Origin of the sequence: Bdellovibrio sp. HCB-162, assembly GCF_047344985.1 — a bacterium.
In the GTDB taxonomy this organism is placed as follows: Bacteria; Bdellovibrionota; Bdellovibrionia; order Bdellovibrionales; family Bdellovibrionaceae; genus Bdellovibrio.
In genome coordinates, this window is sequence record NZ_CP178861.1 from 3,609,711 (window position 1) to 3,628,436 (window position 18,726).

An 18,726-nucleotide genomic window follows, 5' to 3' on the forward strand; every position below is an offset into this window, starting at 1 on the left:
CACATCCATGTCTAGGTTCTAAAAAGAACCGACAAAATACAACAACTTACGCAAGCACCTTGACAAGAATTTTTGCGCACACATGTTTGTAATGAAAGAACTCATAAAGGAGGTTTTTCTATGAGACTTTTAACACCTTATTGGTCAACTCAAAGAACAACATCAACAGATCTTTTCAACGAGATGGAGAAATTTTTCGAAAATTTCGCGCAGGCGCCTGCCACACAAACAGAGCGTACTTATTCTCCAGCCTATGAAATCACAGAAGGTGAAAATTATTACCTAATTAGCGCGGATCTTCCCGGTGTGAAAAAGGAAGATATTAAAATCGAGATGAATGAGAACGTTCTCACCATCTCTGGCGAAAGAAAACGAGATAATAAAACTGCTTCTTTTAAACGAAGCTTTAGTGTGCCGAACACGGTGGACTTTGAAAAAATCGAAGCCAACCATGAAGACGGTGTTTTAAGTATTCAATTACCTAAAGCTGCCGCCATGAAGGCACGCACTATTGAAATCCAATCTAAAGCTGGGGATTCTTCCGAAAAACTCAATACTCCTTCCCACTAATCGCATTCTCCTCCCACGAGGGCTTGGTTCCCCACCAGGCCCTCTCTTATTTTTAGAAAGACGTATATGGATTGGCAGCTCGTTTTAGATTTTTGGTTTGAAGAAATTGATCCTAGCTTCTGGTTTATGAAAGATGATCTTTTTGACCAGCAGATTCGCACCCGTTTTTCTAAAACGTATGACTATGTGGTCGCAGGGAATTCAGTGACGTGGCGACAGACTCCCGAAGGCCGATTGGCTGAAGTGATTGTGCTCGACCAATTCGCTCGCAATATGTTTCGCGATACTCCCAAAGCATTTGCCACCGATCCGCTGGCATTGCATTTGGCGCAAGAAGCTGTTCGCGTAGGTGACGACCAGAAACTTTATTTGGAACAAAGATCTTTCATCTATATGCCTTACATGCATAGCGAAAACGCTGAAGTTCACAAAAAAGCCCTGGAACTTTTTTCGCAAAAAGGTCTCGAAGAAAATTTAAAATTCGAAATTCTTCATAAAAATATTATTGATCGTTTTGGCAGGTATCCACATCGCAATAAAGTTTTAGGCCGCACTTCGACTCCTGAGGAGATCGAATTTTTAAAAACGCCCGGATCTTCTTTCTAGACTGTTGCCTCTTTTTCATCAAAAGATGATACTAGATGCAAACGAGGTCTTGCTTGAACAAAAAGAAACTCATCGAAAACATTCGTACACAGCTTATTCATGACTTGGACGTTTTAAAACAAGCCGCGAAGGCCACATACGAAGCGGCCACTCATGAAGAAAGCAAACCTGAAAACGAATACGACACTCGTGGTCTTGAAGCTTCATACCTTGCAGGAGCACAAGCCAAGCGCATTGCTGAAATTGAAGAGCTCTTGGTGATTTTTAAACATGTCGATATTAAAGACTTCGGGCCGAACGATAAAATCAACTCAACAGCTTTGGTTGAAGTCGAATCTAACGGCAAACACAGTTTCTTTTTTATTATGGCAAAAGGCGGCGGTCTTAGTATTTCTTATGAAGGTCGTACCATTCAAGTTATCACTCCGAGCAGTCCTTTAGGTGAAGCATTGCAGGACCTGAAGGTCGGCGGAATTGCCGTCGTCGAAAACGGTGATCAATTCCGCGAATATGAAGTGATTAATATCTGGTAAGACTACTGTCGTTCCTGGTACGCCTTTTGTGCGCGTTTTTTTAATTCCTCAGGGGAGACATCTTCTTTGTGCGTTGATATCCACCAAATATATCCAAATGGATCTTTTAATTTTCCGCCACGGTCTCCATAAAACTGATCCGCAACAGGACGATCCACAGTCATTCCCGCTTTCACAGCTCTGTCTACAAACGCATCCACATCTTTCACATAAAGATGCAACGTCATTGGAGTTCCACCTAAAGCTTCAGGGCTGCGAAAATCCATTTCCGGAAATTCATCAGCAATCATCAGATTGCCTCCCGCCACACGAATTTCGGCGTGTCCGATTTTCCCAGAAGGATCTTCCATGCGGAAAAGTTCTTCGGCACCGAAGGCCTTCTTATAAAAATCAATGGCTTTGGCAGCTCCGCGAATACAGATGTAAGGAGTCAGCGGGGCCTGCGGATTAGGAACGGGTTCTACATTTTGCGCCATAAAAACCTCCATAAATAGAATTGTATTTTAGAAGGTGTTACGGGAACTCGCAAATTACTTTCTGGCAGGGTAATTCTTGCTAGTTCCTAGAACTTGGCATAGGATTTCGAGCCATGGGTACAGCGATTCAAGATGTTATTATTATCACAACCGGTGGAACTATCGAAAAGACGTATAACGAATTCGATGGTTCGTTAGAAAATCGTGGCACCAGCATCAAAAATCTTCTTCTTTCAAAGATGCGCCTTCCGTATACAAACATCATGGTGTACCCGCTTCTCAGCAAAGATTCTCTTTACATGACTGATGCTGACCGCACTTTGATTGCGGCCACTGTAAAAGATCAAATGCAAAGAGGCTCCCCTATTGTTGTTTTGCATGGCACGGACACGATGAGCCTAACAGCTGAACATTGTTTCAAAGAGTTGGGCACTCCGAAAGTTCCTGTGGTCTTCACAGGGGCAATGATTCCGATGGGTTTTGAAGACAGTGATGCCGCTCAAAATGTGACGGAAGCACTTCTCACGGCTAAGCTGATGAAACCTGGTTTTTACATCTCTTTTCACAATCAAGTTTTCAACGTTCCTAACGTCAGAAAAAACAAAGAAAAAGGAACTTTCGAAAGCTTTTAAGCTTTAGTTTCTCATTTTGAGTCTTGGGATTTATCAATAATTTCCGAAGAGTGGGGTATGAAATCCTTGATCTCTTTCTCTGCCGCTTTGATTTTTATTCTTACTTCGTGCACGCATCTCTCGACGAAAGTCCAGTCACAAGCGAGCGAAGATCGTCCCGTTCCTTTTGAAACCAAAGGCAGAACTCCTGCGGCGGAAGAACTTGACTGGTGGGCTGCAAAAGCTCAGCACGTTCAACAAGCAAAATGCCGTGTAAAACTTCCTGCCACAACAGCAGAAATTGAAAAGTATTATCGCGATATGCCGAATGGACCCGGGTTTGAAGGTGGAATTTCCGAGATCTCAGGAATCCGCTTGGTGGATGAGAAACCGCGTTTGGTATTAGCTCTTTCAAAACTTCTTTCCCCGGCCCGTGAGTCAAGGGAGATTGAAGGCACACCAAAAAATTTCCAAGAGAAATTTAACGTCAATTCTTCTTGTTCGAAAGCCCTTTGTGCCGCTCAAAAGATTTTCGGAAGAGATGTCGGACCTCAAATGCTTTTTTTGATGGATAAGTTTGACGTGAACACTTCACCTTATTCATTCATCAATGCGGATACTTTCAATGGCCTTGAAATTGTTGACGTGATCCGTGCATTTGAACTTGTGAATCCCGACCAAATTCCTTTTGGATTTAATAAGCAGCTCATTCGCTTTAAGCGTGGATACACACGAGCTGCTTATGTAAGCGATGACGGCACCGTTCTAGCCAACGCCTCTATTGAACTCTTTGATAGCTGGGCCCAGCAAAATTCCCTTATGCGCCAGTATACTCTTTTCCATGAAATTGCCCATAATCAAGCGGACAATCAGTTCTCGTCTTATGATCGCTCTGCCTCCTGGTTAGCCTTAGGAAACTGGAAAGAAACAAAATCTGGCGACTTTGTGAAGGAAAAGCAAAAAGCGATGCAAGGTCATCCGTATGTTTCAAAGTATGGAGAAACAAATCCATTTGAAGACTTTGCAGAAAGTGTCACGTCATATCGTTTAAACCCGGCTCTTTTAAAAAGTAAATCCATGGATAAGTACAATCTGATTAGACTCTATGTTTTTGACGGGCTGGAGTTTACCTCTGAAGCCAGTTGCCGTCAGACTCCTTTGAATGTGCAATATCAAAAGAAAATTAATCAAGATGGTGGAGATTTTACTGCTGCTGACAAAGAAGCTATTCAAAGTGTCTGCCGCGAAAGTTTTTATCAAACCATTTTAGGAAATATCCCCGTGAGCTTCTTTAGTTCTTGTGTGGACTATGAAGCCGCACAACGTTGGCAAAAACAAAATGCCTCGCGCTTTCCTGACTTAAATTCGCAAGCTTTGTATGATCCGAAACTGCGCATTAGTAATTTGAAGTTCAAATCCCTATCGAACGAGCTTCGTAATAACTTGGCTCCAGAAATGACGGATTGGATTCTCGAATCTATGTCGGTCAGATCCTATAAGATGAATTCACAAATGAGCAATCAAGAGTACTGTGATGTGTGGGCCGAACTGAAGAATCGCGTCTATCCAAAAATCAACCGCGACAATCAATGGTACCGCAATGCTATTTTTGTTTCACGTGATTTCAATCCCCATGAGGGAGCCGCCCGCGGACTTTGTTTGGATCTGGTGAAAGGTTTTACGCCGACCTCTAAGTCATCGGCTTCAACAATTAAAAATTGGCTAAAAACAACAACCACAGTGGGCGGTGGCGCGCAAATCACTGAGCGCGGCATTACTCGTGAGAACTTATTAAAATACATTTTAGATAGAACAAATCACTAAAAAAAGTTGCCACTGCGATACTTCCTGTAGTCGGATAAAGACTGTGGAGGTATCGCCATGTCCGTTCCATCCCATCTTGACGAAAATCCTATTCATGTTCTTTATCACAATCTTTTACAAGCGTGGAATCAACAAAGTGCTTTAGGTATGGCAGAGCTTTTCACAAGCGACGGCAACATGATTGGCTTTGACGGCAGTCTCGCCAATGGACAAAATGAAATCGGTGAACACTTGGCTCCTATTTTTCTAAGTCATCCAACGGCGACTTATATTAGCAAAGTTCGCGAGGTTCGCTTCTTAAGCCCCACAGTTGCTATGTTACGAGCTGTCGCAGGAATGATTCCACGAGGTAAAAATGACATTATGCCTGCGGTCAATGCTATTCAAACAGTCGTAGCCGTTAAAAACCACGAACATTGGCGCATTGCTCTTTTTCAAAATACACCGGCGGCATTTCATGGACGTCAACAACTTGCCGACGATCTTACTAAAGAACTGCGCGATGAATTAAAGCTTTCCAATATTTCAGAAAAAAGCTCACAGGGATTTTAGGGTTACCGAGGTTCGTCAAAAATAATTGGCGCTGGACAATTCGGTAGCACCTTTTCATAGTTGTAGCTCTGGAGGCTTTCTATGCTTTATGAAACAACCAATCCCCCTTTTATAAAAATGCTTCGCAACCTTCTAGAGATCCTGGATAAAGGCGCTCAGTTTGCAGATTCCAAAAAAATTGATATGGAAGTTTTGCTACACTCCCGCTTAGCTCCAGATCAGTTTCCTTTAACTCGCCAAATTCAAATTGCGTGTGATACAGCGAAACTTTGTGCACATCGTTTGACTGGTAAAGAAGTTCCGTCTCACGCAGATAACGAAAAAACTTTCGGCGACTTCAAAGCCCGCATTGAAAGTACGATTTCCATCTTAGAAAAATTCTCTGCAGCTGACTACAAAGGTGCGGAAACCAAACACATCACTCAACCACGTTGGGAAGGCCAATATTTAACTGGAGAAGAATACGTTCTTCATCACGCTATTCCTAATTTTTATTTCCACGTTACGACAGCCTACTCAATCTTAAGACACAACGGCGTTGAGATCGGCAAGAAAGATTACTTAGGAAAATTGCCGTTAAAAAAATAATTTTTCTGTAAAGTGCTATTTCTCGAAGACGGGGCTCCTTGCCCCGTCTTTTGTTTTGTCAAAATTCGCCCGACCTCCGTGTCCAACCGTTTCAGCTCCTTCATTAAAAAATAAAATTCTTGTGTCAGCCGTCGTGAATTGCGCAGAAAAATCTAAAATTTTGACCGCAAGCAGTAGAATGGAAACAGAAAGGAGATTTAACAATGGAGGTGTGACATGAAATTGATACATCAAATAACATCTCTCGCTATCACTCTGTTTTTTTTAACAGCCCAACCTGTCCATGCGGAACCAATGGAAGTCATGCAAAATGACAAGATTCCAAACATGATTGAAGACCTCAACCCCTTTGATCCCAATGTCGAAGAAGTGCTCCGCCACTACGACGAAATTTATGAAGAGGAAACAGGTCAACCTTCGCATTTACCTGATGAATCGTTTATCAATGATATTATCGGGTTTGCAAGCTGCTACCGCAGTGAATGTGCGGTGTGGGCTCAGGTTGTGAAGTCATCACAAAGATTGTATTTGTACGTTCATGGAAGACTCGCGGACTCATGGCCTGTTTCAACAGGAAAAGCGGGATATACGACTCCTAATTTTGATAGACACCCTAACGGACGTATTTACGACAGGTATACATCTACCAAATATCCAGAGGGAGATTATAATGGCTTAGGCAATATGCCGTACGCCGTTTTTATTGCGGGAGGATTTGCGCTTCACGGAACTCCGCGAGGCAATTGGCCTAACTTAGGTCGCCCCGCTTCGCATGGCTGTATTCGCATGCATCCAGACAATGCCTATCGATTTAACCGCTTAGTTCGTAGTAACGGAATCCAGAACGTTTGGATTACAGTTCAATGAGTGCGTTGTGAGCGAGAGCAAAGCGGCGATTTTTGCTGATCACAAAGGTCGCCGCTTTCTATTTCCCAAGTTGAAATTTTTCAAAACGATGAAGCTCTTCTTCGATAAGTTTTTTATTCGATGCTGATTTCATCTTCGGAAGCCAATTCCATTTTTGAATCAGCAACTCGTTCTTATCTCGGTCAGCTTTTAAATCTATCGCAGCGACAACCTGATCGCCGACTAACACAGGCAAAGCAAAATATCCGTAAACGCGCTTTTCTTTCGGCAGATAGGCTTCAAAACGATGCTCATAATCAAACAAAGCCTGAAGACGCTTTCTTTGAATCACCAGTGGATCAAATGGAGAAAGAACGTGCACAAGCTCCTCATCCAGCTCCACTTTCTTTTCAAGAACTTCAGGCTTCACCCAGAATTCTGTCTTTTCAACACCTTCAATATGAACAGGAAGAAGTTCTTTCTTGCGTGCTTTCGCCTCGATAAGCTTCTTTATTCCCGGTTTTTTCTTAGCGTCCAAATAACAAATGGAATCAACACTCGCTAAAGCTTGAGAACGTAATGAGCGCTCAAGGAGATACTCCAAAATCTCTTTTTCAGTTGCCGCCTTAGGTTTCTTATCCCAATCAAAATGTCGATCCAGCAATTCATACTTCTTCAACATCCCTTGACGTTCACTGATCACAAGGTGTCCGGTGTAAAATCCTAACTGCAACGCTTTCTTCGACGGTTTACGGCTGGCCCAGGGATGACTTTTCTCAACAAGAACGTCATCCTCAATATCACGGATAGAAAGAGGTCCTTCATTTTTGATAAGCTTTAAGACCTTTTGCATTTCCTCTTTTTTAACGGATTGAAACCACTTGCTCGGTGAAAGGCGCGTGCGCTTCATATCATCCATAAAAAAGCGGAAGTCTTTCGTGGGAACATAGGAAAGAGCATGAGTCCAATACTCAAACACTGTTTTATCTTGGGATTGCGCTTGATGGAGATGCTGGCGTTTATAGTCGGGAATGCGTGTGAAAAGAATATGGTGATGGCAGCGCTCAATTACATTGATTGTATCTATCTGTACATAACCTAAGTGCTCCACCGCAGCTTGGGTGGCTTTTGCGCCTTTTCCAAAAGGAGCTCGTTCGTGCAACCCTTGCGCTTGGATCCATAGACCTTTTGCTTGTTCTTTTGAAATAACTTTTTTCATGAAAACATCTTTGGTGAGCGAGTGTCGGTTTTCTTCACACTGGCTTTTTTATTCCACTGAAATTTTTTAAGATCAATCTGATCTTGCTCGCCAAACTCAATGCCTTCCTTAACAAGAAGACGCTTTTGCTTTGTGTACGAAGATGTCGACGGTGGAAACGAAATCTTGCCTTTGGAGTTTAAAACACGCTGCCAAGGAAGATTATGACTTTCAGAGCAAGAGTTGAGAATCCAGGCGACTCCTCTTGATCCCTGTGGTTTACCGGCGAGCTTTGCGATTTGGCCATACGTTGCCACTTTTCCTTTGGGAATCTTTTTAATGAAACTAATAACTTTCTTTGAAAAATCGGTTTGTTCCATCGCGGACCTCAAATAAAAAAAAGGGAGCCTTAGCCCCCTTTTTAGTTTAACCGACTGCATTTTCCAAGAGAATTAAAATAATTCCGATAATCGATCCGCCTGCAATCACGCCTGCGGCAAGAGTTTCCTGATTATCAACGAAAGCGCGATAACCAAAGCTTGAAGTATCTTTAAAACGTTTGCGTGCAAGCCAGAATAATAAAGTTCCTAAAGCCATGGACCACGCGTCCGCAAAACGCAAAACGAATCCCAAACCCAGACCCACGCCGGAAAGCGGAAAGCGACCTTTGGTTTTTTTATTTAGAATTTCAATCACGATTCCAAGAATGGCTCCGACAAAAGCCGCAACTTGAGCCGTCGGATGAAGATTGCTAATTCCTTTTGTTAAGACTTCCGAAACACCTTTCCAAATAGACGCACTTGGAAGCGGCAGACTTTCAGATGTGAACATGGAAACGTCGCCATGGAAGAGTGAATAGAAAACAGGAACTGCAACTAAGCCACCTGCAAAAATTCCTAAGACATGGCCGACCGCTTGGTGACGAGGTTTTCCACCTAACATGTAAGCAGGCTTAATATCCATGAGCAGGTTGCTCGCATTTAAAGAAACTTCGGACGTGATTCCCGCTGTCATTAAGTTCGTTGTCACGTTGCCAGGAGCAACCACACCGTAAGTGATTTGCGTGAGCTTACCAAGAGCTCCGCCCGGAGTGATCGCCGTTAATCCCGTCGATGTGACAGCAATGAGTGTAAAGATAAACACCAAAGGAATCGCAAGGAGGCCCAACCAATAGTGAATGCCGAACCACACATGACCCAAGTAAACTGTGATAGCGCCAAGAACAGGAATACCTACAGCAAAGATCCACATTGGAAGTTCGATTTTATCCAAAGCATCTGACTTCTTTTCTTTTTTTGAAAACATCTTTGCAAAACTTTGTACAATGATTTGCGGTTTTGAAAAGAAACCGTACAAAGAAGATGTCGTCATCACAGCGGCACCTCCCCACAGGGCCCACATTGTGATCGCTTTAAATTTCGCCTCAGGAATAATTCCGGCATCAATAAGAATTGGGGCACAAATGAAATAATTGATGAAGCCACCGAGCAAGATCGACATCGCTGTCTTCATGCTCATCAAACCGCCCGTTCCCATCATGACGATGGATGTATCAAACTGAATGGTGAGATCTTTCAAAGGACTTCCTAAAATTTTAGGTGTCGCAAATTTATAAATGAAATCATCCCAATAATGAGGAAGAGCCAAGAATTTTAGTTTTAAAGAATCCAAAACTGCATCGGCTCTTAAAATTTCAATCAACGCAGAAAGTCCGGCACCCGCCATCATGAGCTTCGCCTTAAAGACGCCTTCTTTACCTTCATCGGAATGCAGACTTTCAAGCACAACGCCGGCAGCGTAACCTTCCGGAAATGGCATTTGTTCATCGTTGATAAAACGCTTTTTTAAAGGGAATGCAAAAAGAACTCCCAGCAAGGCCAATACAACGATCCACCAAAATGTTTGCCACATTGGAATCACTTGTCCAGTCACCATCATGTAGGCCGGAATTGAAGCCATCATGGGTGCTGTCATATATCCGGCACTTGTTGCAATACTTTGCATGGCATTGTTTTCAAGAATCGTCATGTTCGAGCCGAGTTTCATTTTCGCCATTAATTTAAAAAATGCGAAAGACAGAATAACGGAAGAGATCCCTACTCCCAACGTCCATCCCGTTTTAATTCCGATATAAAGATTTGTCAGACTTAAAACACCGCCAAGAATCATTCCCGTCAAAGCAGAACGGAGAGTCAGCTGAGGCATATCGCCTTTATAGACGTTCTTCAGCCACCACTCATCTTTTTCTTCAAGGGTCATCGAGTGAACTTGTTCTTCGGAGAGTTCTTTAATCATAGCACGTCCTTCGTTTATTCCGAGGACAGTATGCTATAGGTAATTTCCTTGTGACCAGAAAAAATCCCAGCCACAAGGGATAATTTTATTTTTACCTGTAAGACCGGAACCAAATAGCGTTATCAGTTCCTTTTACAAAAACCATGAGGTGATCTTTCGCCGAAGAATTTGCTCCTGGCCCTGAAGAAAGTCCACCACCTAAAGATTCCCAACCTGACCAGCTACCGCTGAACCATTTGTGCCAGAGGGCGTTGTCTGTACCACGAGCAAAAACATCAAGCCGTCCATTTCCCCATGAAGCGACATCGGGTGATGATGTCAGCACACCACCTAACGACTCCCAGCCGGACCATCCTCCACCGCTAAACCATTTATGCCAGAGGGCATTGTCGGTACCACGAACAAAAACATCTATTCGGCCAGCACCCCAAGACGCAGCACCAGGGTCAGAAGTTAGTACTCCTCCAAGAGACTCCCACGCAGACCATGAGTTGCCGCTAAACCATTTATGCCAGAGGGCATTGTCTGTACCGCGCACGAAAACATCAAGTCGATTACCACCCCATGAAGAAGCCGCGGGACCCGAAGTGAGAACGCCGCCCAACGATTGCCATGGAAGCCAAGCGCCGCGGAAAGTGCGCTGCCAAAGGGCATTGTCAGTTCCGCGAGCGAAAACATCGATTCGGTTTCCCTGACATGTGCACGCAGGTGAAGAAGTAATAACACCACCAAGCGAAGTCCACGCTGACCACTTCGTCCCGTCCCAGTGTCGGAACCACAATGCATTGTCAGTTCCTCTCACAAATACAATCGTACGGAAGCCCGATCGCGAACACGAGGCTGGGTCAGAGGTTCCGACACCACCAATGCTTGACCAATCCGACCAACCTGGAGCGCGAGGGTCTTCGTGCTGTGGTTGATAATCGGAAATCACATAAGGATCTTCTCTACCGTCAAGAGCGATAGCGCTGGTAGAGACAGAAGCTCCGGCCAACAAAGTTGCTAATAAGACAATCAAATTGAAACGCATATCATCCTCCTGAATCCTTGCGTTTGGATTCTTTGACTCAAACTTAACAGAGGCTTTTTGCGAAGCTAGAGCAATCGAAATTCTTGTTAAAGACCTCAGTAAAATGGTGAGCCTTGGCAACCGACTCGACGTAAAGAAAGCCCGACTTTATTTTTTCACATTTTGTGACTTTGCAAATTTGAGCCTCTCTTTTGTGTTGTAGAATAAAGGCACTCATGGAGGCGAAACATGCTTAATAAGACAATCACTTTGACCCGTGTCTTCGATGCTCCCAGGGAACAAGTTTGGAGGGCATGGACTGATCCTGAACGCATCAAACTCTGGTGGGGACCGAAAGCTTTCACAGCCCCTTCGATCAAGAATGACCTGCGCATCGGCGGCACTTACCTTTACGCGATGAAAGACGCTGAAGGAAAATTATACTGGAGCACAGGCACCTACAAAGACGTGCGCTATCTGGAAAAAATTGTGGCAACAGATTCTTTCGCTGATGAAAAAGGACACATTGTTTCTCCAGCCGAATACGGAATGCCGAATATGAAAGATGAATTGGAATTGACCGTCACCTTCGAAGATAAAGGCAATCAGACGAAGCTCACTATCGTTCACAAGGATTTTCCTGCCAATTATTTTGATCAGTGCGTGCAAGGATGGAATGAATCTTTGGATAAGCTCGATGATGTCCTTCGCAATGAAAGACCTGCGGAACTCAATCTTTAAAAGATATCAGGCCCTTGCAACCACAAGAGCCTGATAATTCAAAATCATCTATAAGCATCTTTTAGCTTGGCAATATCGAGCTTTTTCATCGTGAGCATGGCCTTCATCACGTTCTCTGTTTTAATAGGATCGCTGTCGCTCATCATGTCTGCCAAAACTTCAGGCACGACTTGCCATGAAACGCCATATTTATCCTTCAGCCATCCACAGGGCTCCGTCGATCCGCCCTCCGATAGCTTTTGCCAATACTCGTCGACCTCTTCTTGAGTTTTGCAATTCACCATCAATGAAAGAGCATGCGTGATTTCGTTTGTTTGCTCTTTTTGACCTTCCATCAAGACAAACTCTTGTCCACCAAGAGAGAATCTTGCGTGCATCACCGTTTTAGTTTGAGGATCCTTATGCATTGTTTGCACCATCGAGTGCTTAAAAGCCGAAGTATAAAATTCAATGGCCTCTTCACCTTTTCCAAACATTTTTCCTGTAAATAGAATGGCCGGAGCGATCTTTTGTTTGCTTTCGGAAAGAATCAACTGCCAAGGAAGACCAAAACGATCCATGCACCAAGCGTATTTTTTTGCCCAAGGATACTCCTTAAGCTCAAATAAAATTTTACCGCCTTTGCTCAGCTCTTTCCAAAGATGATCTATTTCTTCTTCTGTTTCACAAGACACGAAGAGTGAAACACCGGGAGTAAATTTAAAAATAGGACCGCCGTTGAGGGCCACGTAATTTTGTCCTTCTATTTCAAATTCGACAGTCATCACGGAACCTTCTTTTCGGCCAGAGACTTCAGCTCCCGCTTTTCCGTAATAAGCCACGCGTCCTAACTTCGATTTTTTGAAAAGAGATGTATAGAGTTTCGCCGCTTCTTCCGCCTGATTATCAAACCAAAGACAAGGATCGATTTGCATAAAGCCTCCTTAGAATTCGCTTTCATCGTAGCACCTGGAGAAAGCCTTGCCTATATGTGCAAATAAACAGGTCCAATATTGGACACATTAAATTTTCTGAACATTCAGCAAAATGGAAATCCCTTTGCTGTACTTTATCACGAAGAGCGCTTTTTTCTCTCTAAGACAGAGAAATTGGCCGACACTTTTTGCGAAGAGAAAACTTACTCTAACCACAAGGAACTTTTATGGAAGCAAAAATGACTCATCAAGAAACCGGAACTCGCAAAGCCAATCTAAAACTGCGCTGGGAAAAAAGCCGTATCGTTTCCATTAGTCCAGATGCCGACCTGACTGAAGCAGCCAAGCTGATGAAAGACCAACAAGTCGGAGACGTTCTGGTTATGGGAGGCCAAGGCCCTTCTTCTATTCAAGGAATCATCACGGACCGGGACATCGCTCTTTGCGTGGCAACCAATAAAGATATTTCTTCTATTCGCGTTGGCGACATTATGTCTCCTTCGGTTGTCACCGGAAACATCGACGACGATATTTTCAAACTTGCGGGACTTATGAAAAATTCCGGCGTAACTCGTCTGCCTTTGATGGGACAAGGAAACCAAGTTATCGGTGTTGTCACCGCAAGAAACCTAATTGAAGTTCTTTTGGGCGCTCTTTTTGATTTGGTCCAAATTTCAGAGACTCAACATCAAAACGAACGAGCTCATCATTAATCACAGAGGTCATTATGCCAGAAAAAGCAGTCGTGGAGCGGGCACGCAAAAAAGCCCGCGAAGGAAAATCTCCCTCCACTCAAGCCGGAGAATTTGTAAAAGCGGAAATCGATAAAGTGCGCAAAGGCGAACATGGCGTGCGCTCTCCGAAACAAGCTATCGCTATCGGTCTTTCAGAAGCCCGTAAAGCCGGAGTTAAACTTCCTCCGAACCCAAATAAAAAAGCGAAGACGACAAGAAAAACGAAACGCAAAGCGAGTTCCGAGACTTCCGCAAAACGAGCACGTGCTTCATTAAAAGCGTTAAAACGCGAACCAACATCAACGGTTTCGCCTGCATCCATGTCGAAGTTTTCAAAACAAGCCGCTAAAAAACGGGGTCCCGCAAAACGCCATAAGGCTGCAATGAAAGCTGTGAAAACCAAAGGCCCTCAGGAACTCAAAAGAGCCGCAAGAAAAGCCGCTCATACAAGAGAAATGCGCGCTCACCATTAGAAAGGAGTCTACTGTGAGACACACCAATCCTCGCTACCGTCATATCACTTCGGACTCTATCGATTATGGATTAAGATCCGATGCCATTCATACGCCTTCATCAGGCTACAGCTATTCGACAGCCGAATCCTACGAGTGGGATCGCGCTATGAACCCGAATGTGCGTTACGTGCCAGGCGAAAACAATCGGGATCTTGCGCGCGAGTGGAGTCGCGAGCCCCGCGAAGACCGTAATCAAAAATCTTATTACGGAAGAGGTCCGAAAAATTATCGTCGCACGGATGAACGCATTTATGAAGACGTGTGCGAGGTTCTTTCAAGACATCCTGATATTGATGCCAGTGAAATCATTGTCGATGTCGATCACGGTATTGTTTATCTTGATGGAACCGTGGAGACGCGACGAGTTCGTGCCTTGGCCGAAGAAGTCGTTGAGGATCTGCTAGGCGTACAACAAGTTGAAAACAATCTTGAGGTTTTACCAAGAGACCGAGATCTTCGCCGTATTTCGCATAGCTTATCGTGACTGGCTTTTGATTTTTTTTAGCTGGGCTTTTTGGTACGAACCAAAGACGCCGTTAAAGAGGCTTCTAATCAGAGGATCTTCCACAATATCGGCGTCTTGAATTTCTTTTTCGATTGCAGGGTCAAAAACTCTGTCGTTGATTCTTATATACATAGAGGTCAACGATTCACCCAGCTCAAGCGCCGCGTACACTTTCGCCATAGGAACTTCAGTGAACCACGAAAGAGGTTCTGGCATTGAAGCCAATCGAGTTATTTCATTTCCCTGCAAACGATAATAAAACGATGTTTGAACTCCATTATGATCATACAGAGATAAACACCAGTTCCGCGCCTTTTCAAAGTAAGAATCAAGAGGCGGCTCCATAGATTTGTATTTCTCGATAAGACCCTTCTCGCAATACTTAAGAACAAAAGCCGTCTGTTCCTCTGTTAACGGCTCAAAATGTCGGGCCACTTTCGCAGTTGTTGGCGGCTTTAGATTGCCATCGTACTTATAGTCCACGTCTTGGTCACCGAGTGGCTCCACCCAAGACAGGTTTTTGGACGTACTCAAAGAGTTTTGGTCTAAACGAATAGACATCGAAGGATTCAATCGAACCACTTGAGAATCTGGCAAGATCGTTTCCATTTCTTTTTGAAATTCTTTGTAGGTGATCGGAAAAAAAGCATGGTTATACCAGGACCACGGCTCCATCGAGAACTGACACGAACTTGGAACAATGTATTTAGGTTTAAGAGCTTTGATTTGCTCTAACCACTCTGGAGGAAGCGTCCGCGATGCTGCCGGAAAACGCGACGGTGAGAGCACTTCAATTTCACGCATCGTTTGAAACGGCCATAAAACCAAATCCCAGGAATTGCCTTTAACCAGAAGGTTTAAAGTTTCATAGTCGACCCACGAATCAACGACATTTAAAACGTTGATTCCTTCTGCTTGAATGTGAAAGATTGAATCCACGTCTTCATCCAAAGCTCTTCGCGGAGTGATTTCGATGGATCCGATCTTGAGCGTTTCATTTAATTTCAGTGAATGCACGTTTTGAAAACCCAGCTCACGAATCAAAGAAAACATTTCTTCAAAAACACAGAACATATAGATCGGAGTCCTCCGATCCAGGTAATTAAGGCTTTCCAGGGAACAATGGTCATCGTGATAGTGGGAAATAAAAACCGCGTCCAGCTTAAGATTTTTGATTTCATCGTGATGGAACTTCACATTCGGAAAAGCGTGGCAGTTCCGGCTAAACGGGTTTTCAAAAACCGGATCAAAGGCGATTTGAGTTCCATTGCACTCAAAAACGTAACCCGCATGCAAAATACGCGAAATCTTAAGACTCATAGACTAAATACTTAGCCCAGTCCTTCGAAGGAAACAAGCCGGTCTTGACCTTCCAAAGCTGCGAGGTCTATTGTAGGGACATGAAATTGATCTCATGGAATGTTAATGGTTTACGCTCGGTTCAACGTAAGAATTTTCGCGAATGGTTCGAAGATGAAAAAGCGGACGTCGTGTGCTTGCAGGAAATTAAAATTTCTGAAGAAGCTATTCAAGAAGATGAAACTCTCTACCATCCCAGCCGCTACCATTCACAGTGGGCCTTTGCTGAAAAGGCCGGATATTCTGGATTAGCTCTTTATTCTAAAAAAGAACCTGATGAAGTTCGCATCGGCTTAGGCATTCCTAAATTCGATAGCGAAGGCCGTTGGCTCGAGGCTGATTTTGGTCCGATCACTGTTATCAACAGTTATTGGCCGAACAGCCAGCGCGATCACGCTCGCCTGCCTTTCAAATTGGAATTCTGTGCGGCGGCTGAAAAGCGTCTTGAGAGCTTAAGAAAAAAAGGCCGCGAGGTTGTTATCTGCGGCGACTTTAATATCGCTCACAAAGAGATTGATTTAAAAAATCCAAAATCCAATACGAAAAACGCAGGTTTTCTTCCTGAAGAACGTGCGTGGATGACGAAGTTTCAAGAAAAACTTGAATGGGTTGATACCTTCCGCAAATTTGAACAAGGTCCCGGACATTACACATGGTGGAGCTATCGCCCGGGAGTTCGTGAAAAGAACGTGGGTTGGCGTCTTGATTATTTCCTTGTTAATAAAGAAGCTTCTGATCGCTTGAAAGCGGCAGCTCACTGTCCTGATGTGATGGGATCGGATCACTGCCCTGTTCGACTGACTCTGAAATAATAATTATTCCGGTTTATAGCCGCTGATGTTTTCAAAGAGCTTTTCCATACGATAATAAAGCTCTGCGATATATTTATCTGGCTCTTTTCCTGACATAGCAGCGTTGTCTTCGATTTTTTCAATGCAGCTTAAGTCATGACAAATGAGATAAGAGCTGCTCACGTTTGAACTCATCGAAACAGAAAGCATTCCGATTTCATCAGACGTTCCGTAAGCGTGGCACCAACTGCAAAGTCCACCGACAGGCTCCCCGGTAGATGCAGACCGCTTAAAAGCAACACCTCTCGGCAAATCCCAGTTTGGCATTTTAAAAATAAGATAAGTATAAACACCCGAAGGCTCTTTCCAAGTGAAGTACGAACGCACATTCAGAGGGAATTTAAGCTTCTCAGGAAGAACTAATTTCTTTTGATCTCGAGGACGAAAGGCCTGAACCAGCTCCGCTTCACTTTCGATCGCAAATGAGTTCTCTTTTACGAAATTATTTAATTGAGTCTGCACTGGATTTACTCCTATGACCGTATCGTTGCAAAATAGCGTTTGAGCGAATCGTAAAGAGCATCAAAAGCTTTAGGATCGTCGAGAGCTTTGAGCATTCCATAGAAACCCTCATGTGCCATCACTACAAAGTGCGCGGCCTGACGAGTGTTCACATCTTTTTTCAGATATCCGGCTTCTTTGGCGCGCTTTAATTCCTTCTCCATGCCGTCGATCCAATAGTTCAACGCACCTTCAAGGCGCTCTTTAAAACCTTTATCAACCGGAGCCATCTCTTGCACAAGATTATTTAAAGGACATCCATAGCGAAGCTCACTGGGTTTCGCTTTACCAATCAAATTTCTTAATTGCGCAAGAATTCCCTCAATGGGATTTTCATACTCTTTGAGAGGATCAATCCAACGACTGTAAGTCATTGGCTTAATCACTTCATCAACAAGCGCATAGCCCAAATCCAGTTTTGTGGGAAACTGATGATAGAACGCACCCTTTGTCAGAGATGTTTTTCCCACGATGTCGTCAACGCTAACGCCTTGAAAACTTCGGGTAAAAATCTCCCAGAAGGCCGCCTCCAAGATCTCTTTTCGGGACTCTTCGAGGTTTCGCGTCTTTTTGGGGCTTTTTTTTCTATCAACCATATAAAGAATCTAGCAAAAAATTCCGATCTTTACAACATACTATTTGGTATGTTATTGTCTTTCATATAAGGAGACTTAACTATGAAGCACCAGGGAAGCTGCCATTGTGGCGCCGTGAAATTTGAAGTCGACGCAGACCTCAAAGAAGGAATAACTTGCAACTGTTCGATCTGCAATCGCAAAGGCACTATTCTAGCTTTTGTACCAGATAGCGCCTTTCGACTTATCTCTGGAAGCGACTCTTTAACCGATTACCAATTCGGTAAGAAGTCCATTCACCATACTTTTTGTAAAGTCTGCGGTGTGACAGCTTTTGCGTCCGGCAAAATGCCTACGGGTGAACCTATTAAGGCGATCAATTTAAGATGTGTTGAAGATCTTGTTTTAGATGAAATTAAAACGCAGTTTTTCGACGGAAAAAGCATTCAAATATAAAAAAATCGAAGGAGACATTTATGCAAAACGAATTCTGGGTGAATCTTCCCTCTAAAGACCTTGAAAGAACTCGAAAATTTTTTACCGATATCGGCTTTAACATGGACAAAGTTCACTCAAATGCACAAATGGTGAGTATGGACTTGGGCAACAAAAAAGTTGTCGTGAATGTTTTCCCTGAAAACATGTTTCGTGAGTTTATCGGCGGGCAACAAGTGACAGATGCAAAACAATCCAATGAAGTTTTATTTTCTTTAGGTGCGAACTCTCCCGAAGAAGTCGACGCATGGGCTGAAAAAGCTGTCAAAGCAGGCGCCACTCTTTACGCGAAGCCCGGCTACAAAGACGGATGGATGTATGGTTGCGGATTTGTCGATCCAGATGGGCACCGTTGGAATTTGCTTTTCATGGACATGAGCAAAATGCCGAAGGGCTAGGGAAAAATCTTTTAGACTTTCAGGAGGCTG

At 43.7% G+C, this 18,726-nt stretch carries 24 protein-coding genes; 15 read left to right on the plus strand and 9 right to left on the minus strand.

Annotated features, from left to right (window positions below; all coding sequences use genetic code 11):
* Positions 1–120 precede the first annotated feature (120 nt).
* From ACLSSO_RS17360 to ACLSSO_RS17370, 3 genes are all read left to right on the plus strand, one after another.
* Positions 121–570, plus strand: coding sequence for an Hsp20/alpha crystallin family protein (locus ACLSSO_RS17360; RefSeq protein ID WP_295903821.1), 450 nt, complete (start codon positions 121–123; stop codon positions 568–570).
* Between the two features lie 66 nt (positions 571–636).
* Positions 637–1,176: a DUF924 family protein gene (locus tag ACLSSO_RS17365; RefSeq protein WP_413943562.1), complete on the plus strand. Its 540-nt coding sequence runs from the start codon at positions 637–639 to the stop codon at positions 1,174–1,176.
* 53 nt (positions 1,177–1,229) lie between these two features.
* A complete protein-coding gene (locus ACLSSO_RS17370; RefSeq protein ID WP_295902300.1) occupies positions 1,230–1,709 on the plus strand; it encodes a hypothetical protein in 480 nt (159 codons plus the stop codon).
* Between the two features lie 2 nt (positions 1,710–1,711).
* Here the strand turns inward: ACLSSO_RS17370 and ACLSSO_RS17375 are convergent, their stop codons facing one another.
* Positions 1,712–2,185: a VOC family protein gene (locus tag ACLSSO_RS17375; RefSeq protein ID WP_295902303.1), complete on the minus strand. Its 474-nt coding sequence runs from the start codon at positions 2,183–2,185 to the stop codon at positions 1,712–1,714.
* Between the two features lie 113 nt (positions 2,186–2,298).
* On the opposite strand from ACLSSO_RS17375, the gene ACLSSO_RS17380 reads away from it, so the two are divergent.
* From ACLSSO_RS17380 to ACLSSO_RS17400, 5 genes are all read left to right on the plus strand, one after another.
* Positions 2,299–2,817 (plus strand): asparaginase domain-containing protein, encoded by a 519-nt coding sequence (locus tag ACLSSO_RS17380; RefSeq protein WP_295902305.1) that lies wholly within the window; start codon positions 2,299–2,301, stop codon positions 2,815–2,817.
* A gap of 57 nt (positions 2,818–2,874) precedes the next feature.
* Entirely contained in the window at positions 2,875–4,620 is a 1,746-nt protein-coding gene (locus ACLSSO_RS17385; RefSeq protein ID WP_413943563.1) for a hypothetical protein, read from the plus strand.
* Positions 4,621–4,677: 57 nt separating this feature from the next.
* Positions 4,678–5,172, plus strand: coding sequence for an SgcJ/EcaC family oxidoreductase (locus tag ACLSSO_RS17390; protein WP_413943564.1), 495 nt, complete (start codon positions 4,678–4,680; stop codon positions 5,170–5,172).
* A gap of 81 nt (positions 5,173–5,253) precedes the next feature.
* Positions 5,254–5,760, plus strand: a complete 507-nt coding sequence (locus ACLSSO_RS17395) for a DUF1993 domain-containing protein (RefSeq protein WP_413943565.1) — start codon at positions 5,254–5,256, stop codon at positions 5,758–5,760.
* Between the two features lie 216 nt (positions 5,761–5,976).
* Positions 5,977–6,627, plus strand: a complete 651-nt coding sequence (locus ACLSSO_RS17400) for a L,D-transpeptidase (protein WP_413943566.1) — start codon at positions 5,977–5,979, stop codon at positions 6,625–6,627.
* A 58-nt stretch (positions 6,628–6,685) separates the two neighbouring features.
* Here the strand turns inward: ACLSSO_RS17400 and ACLSSO_RS17405 are convergent, their stop codons facing one another.
* The 4 genes from ACLSSO_RS17405 to ACLSSO_RS17420 form a co-directional block, all read right to left on the minus strand.
* A complete protein-coding gene (locus tag ACLSSO_RS17405; protein ID WP_413943567.1) occupies positions 6,686–7,825 on the minus strand; it encodes a winged helix-turn-helix domain-containing protein in 1,140 nt (379 codons plus the stop codon).
* Positions 7,822–8,184 (minus strand): MGMT family protein, encoded by a 363-nt coding sequence (locus ACLSSO_RS17410; protein WP_413943568.1) that lies wholly within the window; start codon positions 8,182–8,184, stop codon positions 7,822–7,824. The genes ACLSSO_RS17405 and ACLSSO_RS17410 overlap by 4 nt, the downstream gene beginning before the upstream one ends.
* Before the next feature lie 46 nt (positions 8,185–8,230).
* A complete protein-coding gene (locus ACLSSO_RS17415; protein ID WP_413943569.1) occupies positions 8,231–10,099 on the minus strand; it encodes an OPT family oligopeptide transporter in 1,869 nt (622 codons plus the stop codon).
* 91 nt (positions 10,100–10,190) lie between these two features.
* On the minus strand, positions 10,191–11,129 hold the full coding sequence (locus ACLSSO_RS17420; protein WP_413943570.1) for a hypothetical protein: 939 nt from the start codon (positions 11,127–11,129) through the stop codon (positions 10,191–10,193).
* Positions 11,130–11,357: 228 nt separating this feature from the next.
* Between ACLSSO_RS17420 and ACLSSO_RS17425 the strand changes: the two genes are divergently transcribed.
* Entirely contained in the window at positions 11,358–11,849 is a 492-nt protein-coding gene (locus ACLSSO_RS17425) for an SRPBCC family protein (RefSeq protein WP_295902332.1), read from the plus strand.
* A 44-nt stretch (positions 11,850–11,893) separates the two neighbouring features.
* Here the strand turns inward: ACLSSO_RS17425 and ACLSSO_RS17430 are convergent, their stop codons facing one another.
* Entirely contained in the window at positions 11,894–12,763 is an 870-nt protein-coding gene (locus tag ACLSSO_RS17430; protein ID WP_413943571.1) for a VOC family protein, read from the minus strand.
* Between the two features lie 227 nt (positions 12,764–12,990).
* Between ACLSSO_RS17430 and ACLSSO_RS17435 the strand changes: the two genes are divergently transcribed.
* Genes ACLSSO_RS17435 through ACLSSO_RS17445 form a run of 3 tightly spaced genes read left to right on the plus strand, consistent with a single transcriptional unit; the run spans position 12,991 to position 14,496 of the window.
* Positions 12,991–13,476, plus strand: coding sequence for a CBS domain-containing protein (locus ACLSSO_RS17435; RefSeq protein ID WP_295902335.1), 486 nt, complete (start codon positions 12,991–12,993; stop codon positions 13,474–13,476).
* Between the two features lie 14 nt (positions 13,477–13,490).
* On the plus strand, positions 13,491–13,970 hold the full coding sequence (locus ACLSSO_RS17440; RefSeq protein ID WP_413943572.1) for a DUF6496 domain-containing protein: 480 nt from the start codon (positions 13,491–13,493) through the stop codon (positions 13,968–13,970).
* Between the two features lie 13 nt (positions 13,971–13,983).
* The gene (locus ACLSSO_RS17445; RefSeq protein WP_295902339.1) at positions 13,984–14,496 is read left to right on the plus strand and encodes a BON domain-containing protein; all 513 of its coding nucleotides are present in this window, start codon (positions 13,984–13,986) and stop codon (positions 14,494–14,496) included.
* On the opposite strand, the gene ACLSSO_RS17450 is transcribed toward ACLSSO_RS17445, so the two are convergent.
* A complete protein-coding gene (locus ACLSSO_RS17450) occupies positions 14,488–15,837 on the minus strand; it encodes an MBL fold metallo-hydrolase (protein WP_413943573.1) in 1,350 nt (449 codons plus the stop codon). The genes ACLSSO_RS17445 and ACLSSO_RS17450 overlap by 9 nt on opposite strands.
* An 80-nt stretch (positions 15,838–15,917) precedes the next feature.
* Between ACLSSO_RS17450 and ACLSSO_RS17455 the strand changes: the two genes are divergently transcribed.
* On the plus strand, positions 15,918–16,688 hold the full coding sequence (locus ACLSSO_RS17455; RefSeq protein ID WP_413943574.1) for an exodeoxyribonuclease III: 771 nt from the start codon (positions 15,918–15,920) through the stop codon (positions 16,686–16,688).
* 3 nt (positions 16,689–16,691) lie between these two features.
* Here ACLSSO_RS17455 and ACLSSO_RS17460 read toward each other — a convergent pair whose 3' ends face one another.
* Together ACLSSO_RS17460 and ACLSSO_RS17465 are read right to left on the minus strand one after the other, a co-directional pair.
* The gene (locus tag ACLSSO_RS17460; protein WP_413943575.1) at positions 16,692–17,189 is read right to left on the minus strand and encodes an FBP domain-containing protein; all 498 of its coding nucleotides are present in this window, start codon (positions 17,187–17,189) and stop codon (positions 16,692–16,694) included.
* A gap of 11 nt (positions 17,190–17,200) precedes the next feature.
* On the minus strand, positions 17,201–17,824 hold the full coding sequence (locus tag ACLSSO_RS17465; RefSeq protein WP_295902346.1) for a TetR/AcrR family transcriptional regulator: 624 nt from the start codon (positions 17,822–17,824) through the stop codon (positions 17,201–17,203).
* A gap of 81 nt (positions 17,825–17,905) precedes the next feature.
* Between ACLSSO_RS17465 and ACLSSO_RS17470 the strand changes: the two genes are divergently transcribed.
* Positions 17,906–18,259: a GFA family protein gene (locus ACLSSO_RS17470; protein WP_295902349.1), complete on the plus strand. Its 354-nt coding sequence runs from the start codon at positions 17,906–17,908 to the stop codon at positions 18,257–18,259.
* Positions 18,260–18,279: 20 nt separating this feature from the next.
* Positions 18,280–18,696 carry a VOC family protein gene (locus tag ACLSSO_RS17475; protein WP_295902351.1) on the plus strand — a complete coding sequence of 139 codons (417 nt, stop codon included), beginning with the start codon at positions 18,280–18,282 and terminating at the stop codon, positions 18,694–18,696.
* The last annotated feature ends 30 nt before the right edge of the window (positions 18,697–18,726 follow it).

Bases quoted from the DNA above. Each gene is read 5' to 3' on its own strand.
- ACLSSO_RS17360 (WP_295903821.1), top strand. From the start codon at position 121: ATGAGACTTTTAACACCTTATTGGTCAACTCAAAGAACAACATCAACA.
- ACLSSO_RS17365 (WP_413943562.1), top strand. From the start codon at position 637: ATGGATTGGCAGCTCGTTTTAGATTTTTGGTTTGAAGAAATTGATCCT.
- ACLSSO_RS17375 (WP_295902303.1), bottom strand. From the start codon at position 2,185: ATGGCGCAAAATGTAGAACCCGTTCCTAATCCGCAGGCCCCGCTGACT.
- ACLSSO_RS17380 (WP_295902305.1), top strand. From the start codon at position 2,299: ATGGGTACAGCGATTCAAGATGTTATTATTATCACAACCGGTGGAACT.
- ACLSSO_RS17385 (WP_413943563.1), top strand. From the start codon at position 2,875: ATGAAATCCTTGATCTCTTTCTCTGCCGCTTTGATTTTTATTCTTACT.
- ACLSSO_RS17390 (WP_413943564.1), top strand. From the start codon at position 4,678: ATGTCCGTTCCATCCCATCTTGACGAAAATCCTATTCATGTTCTTTAT.
- ACLSSO_RS17395 (WP_413943565.1), top strand. From the start codon at position 5,254: ATGCTTTATGAAACAACCAATCCCCCTTTTATAAAAATGCTTCGCAAC.
- ACLSSO_RS17400 (WP_413943566.1), top strand. From the start codon at position 5,977: ATGAAATTGATACATCAAATAACATCTCTCGCTATCACTCTGTTTTTT.
- ACLSSO_RS17405 (WP_413943567.1), bottom strand. From the start codon at position 7,825: ATGAAAAAAGTTATTTCAAAAGAACAAGCAAAAGGTCTATGGATCCAA.
- ACLSSO_RS17410 (WP_413943568.1), bottom strand. From the start codon at position 8,184: ATGGAACAAACCGATTTTTCAAAGAAAGTTATTAGTTTCATTAAAAAG.
- ACLSSO_RS17415 (WP_413943569.1), bottom strand. From the start codon at position 10,099: ATGATTAAAGAACTCTCCGAAGAACAAGTTCACTCGATGACCCTTGAA.
- ACLSSO_RS17420 (WP_413943570.1), bottom strand. From the start codon at position 11,129: ATGCGTTTCAATTTGATTGTCTTATTAGCAACTTTGTTGGCCGGAGCT.
- ACLSSO_RS17425 (WP_295902332.1), top strand. From the start codon at position 11,358: ATGCTTAATAAGACAATCACTTTGACCCGTGTCTTCGATGCTCCCAGG.
- ACLSSO_RS17430 (WP_413943571.1), bottom strand. From the start codon at position 12,763: ATGCAAATCGATCCTTGTCTTTGGTTTGATAATCAGGCGGAAGAAGCG.
- ACLSSO_RS17435 (WP_295902335.1), top strand. From the start codon at position 12,991: ATGGAAGCAAAAATGACTCATCAAGAAACCGGAACTCGCAAAGCCAAT.
- ACLSSO_RS17440 (WP_413943572.1), top strand. From the start codon at position 13,491: ATGCCAGAAAAAGCAGTCGTGGAGCGGGCACGCAAAAAAGCCCGCGAA.
- ACLSSO_RS17450 (WP_413943573.1), bottom strand. From the start codon at position 15,837: ATGAGTCTTAAGATTTCGCGTATTTTGCATGCGGGTTACGTTTTTGAG.
- ACLSSO_RS17455 (WP_413943574.1), top strand. From the start codon at position 15,918: ATGAAATTGATCTCATGGAATGTTAATGGTTTACGCTCGGTTCAACGT.
- ACLSSO_RS17465 (WP_295902346.1), bottom strand. From the start codon at position 17,824: ATGGTTGATAGAAAAAAAAGCCCCAAAAAGACGCGAAACCTCGAAGAG.
- ACLSSO_RS17470 (WP_295902349.1), top strand. From the start codon at position 17,906: ATGAAGCACCAGGGAAGCTGCCATTGTGGCGCCGTGAAATTTGAAGTC.
- ACLSSO_RS17475 (WP_295902351.1), top strand. From the start codon at position 18,280: ATGCAAAACGAATTCTGGGTGAATCTTCCCTCTAAAGACCTTGAAAGA.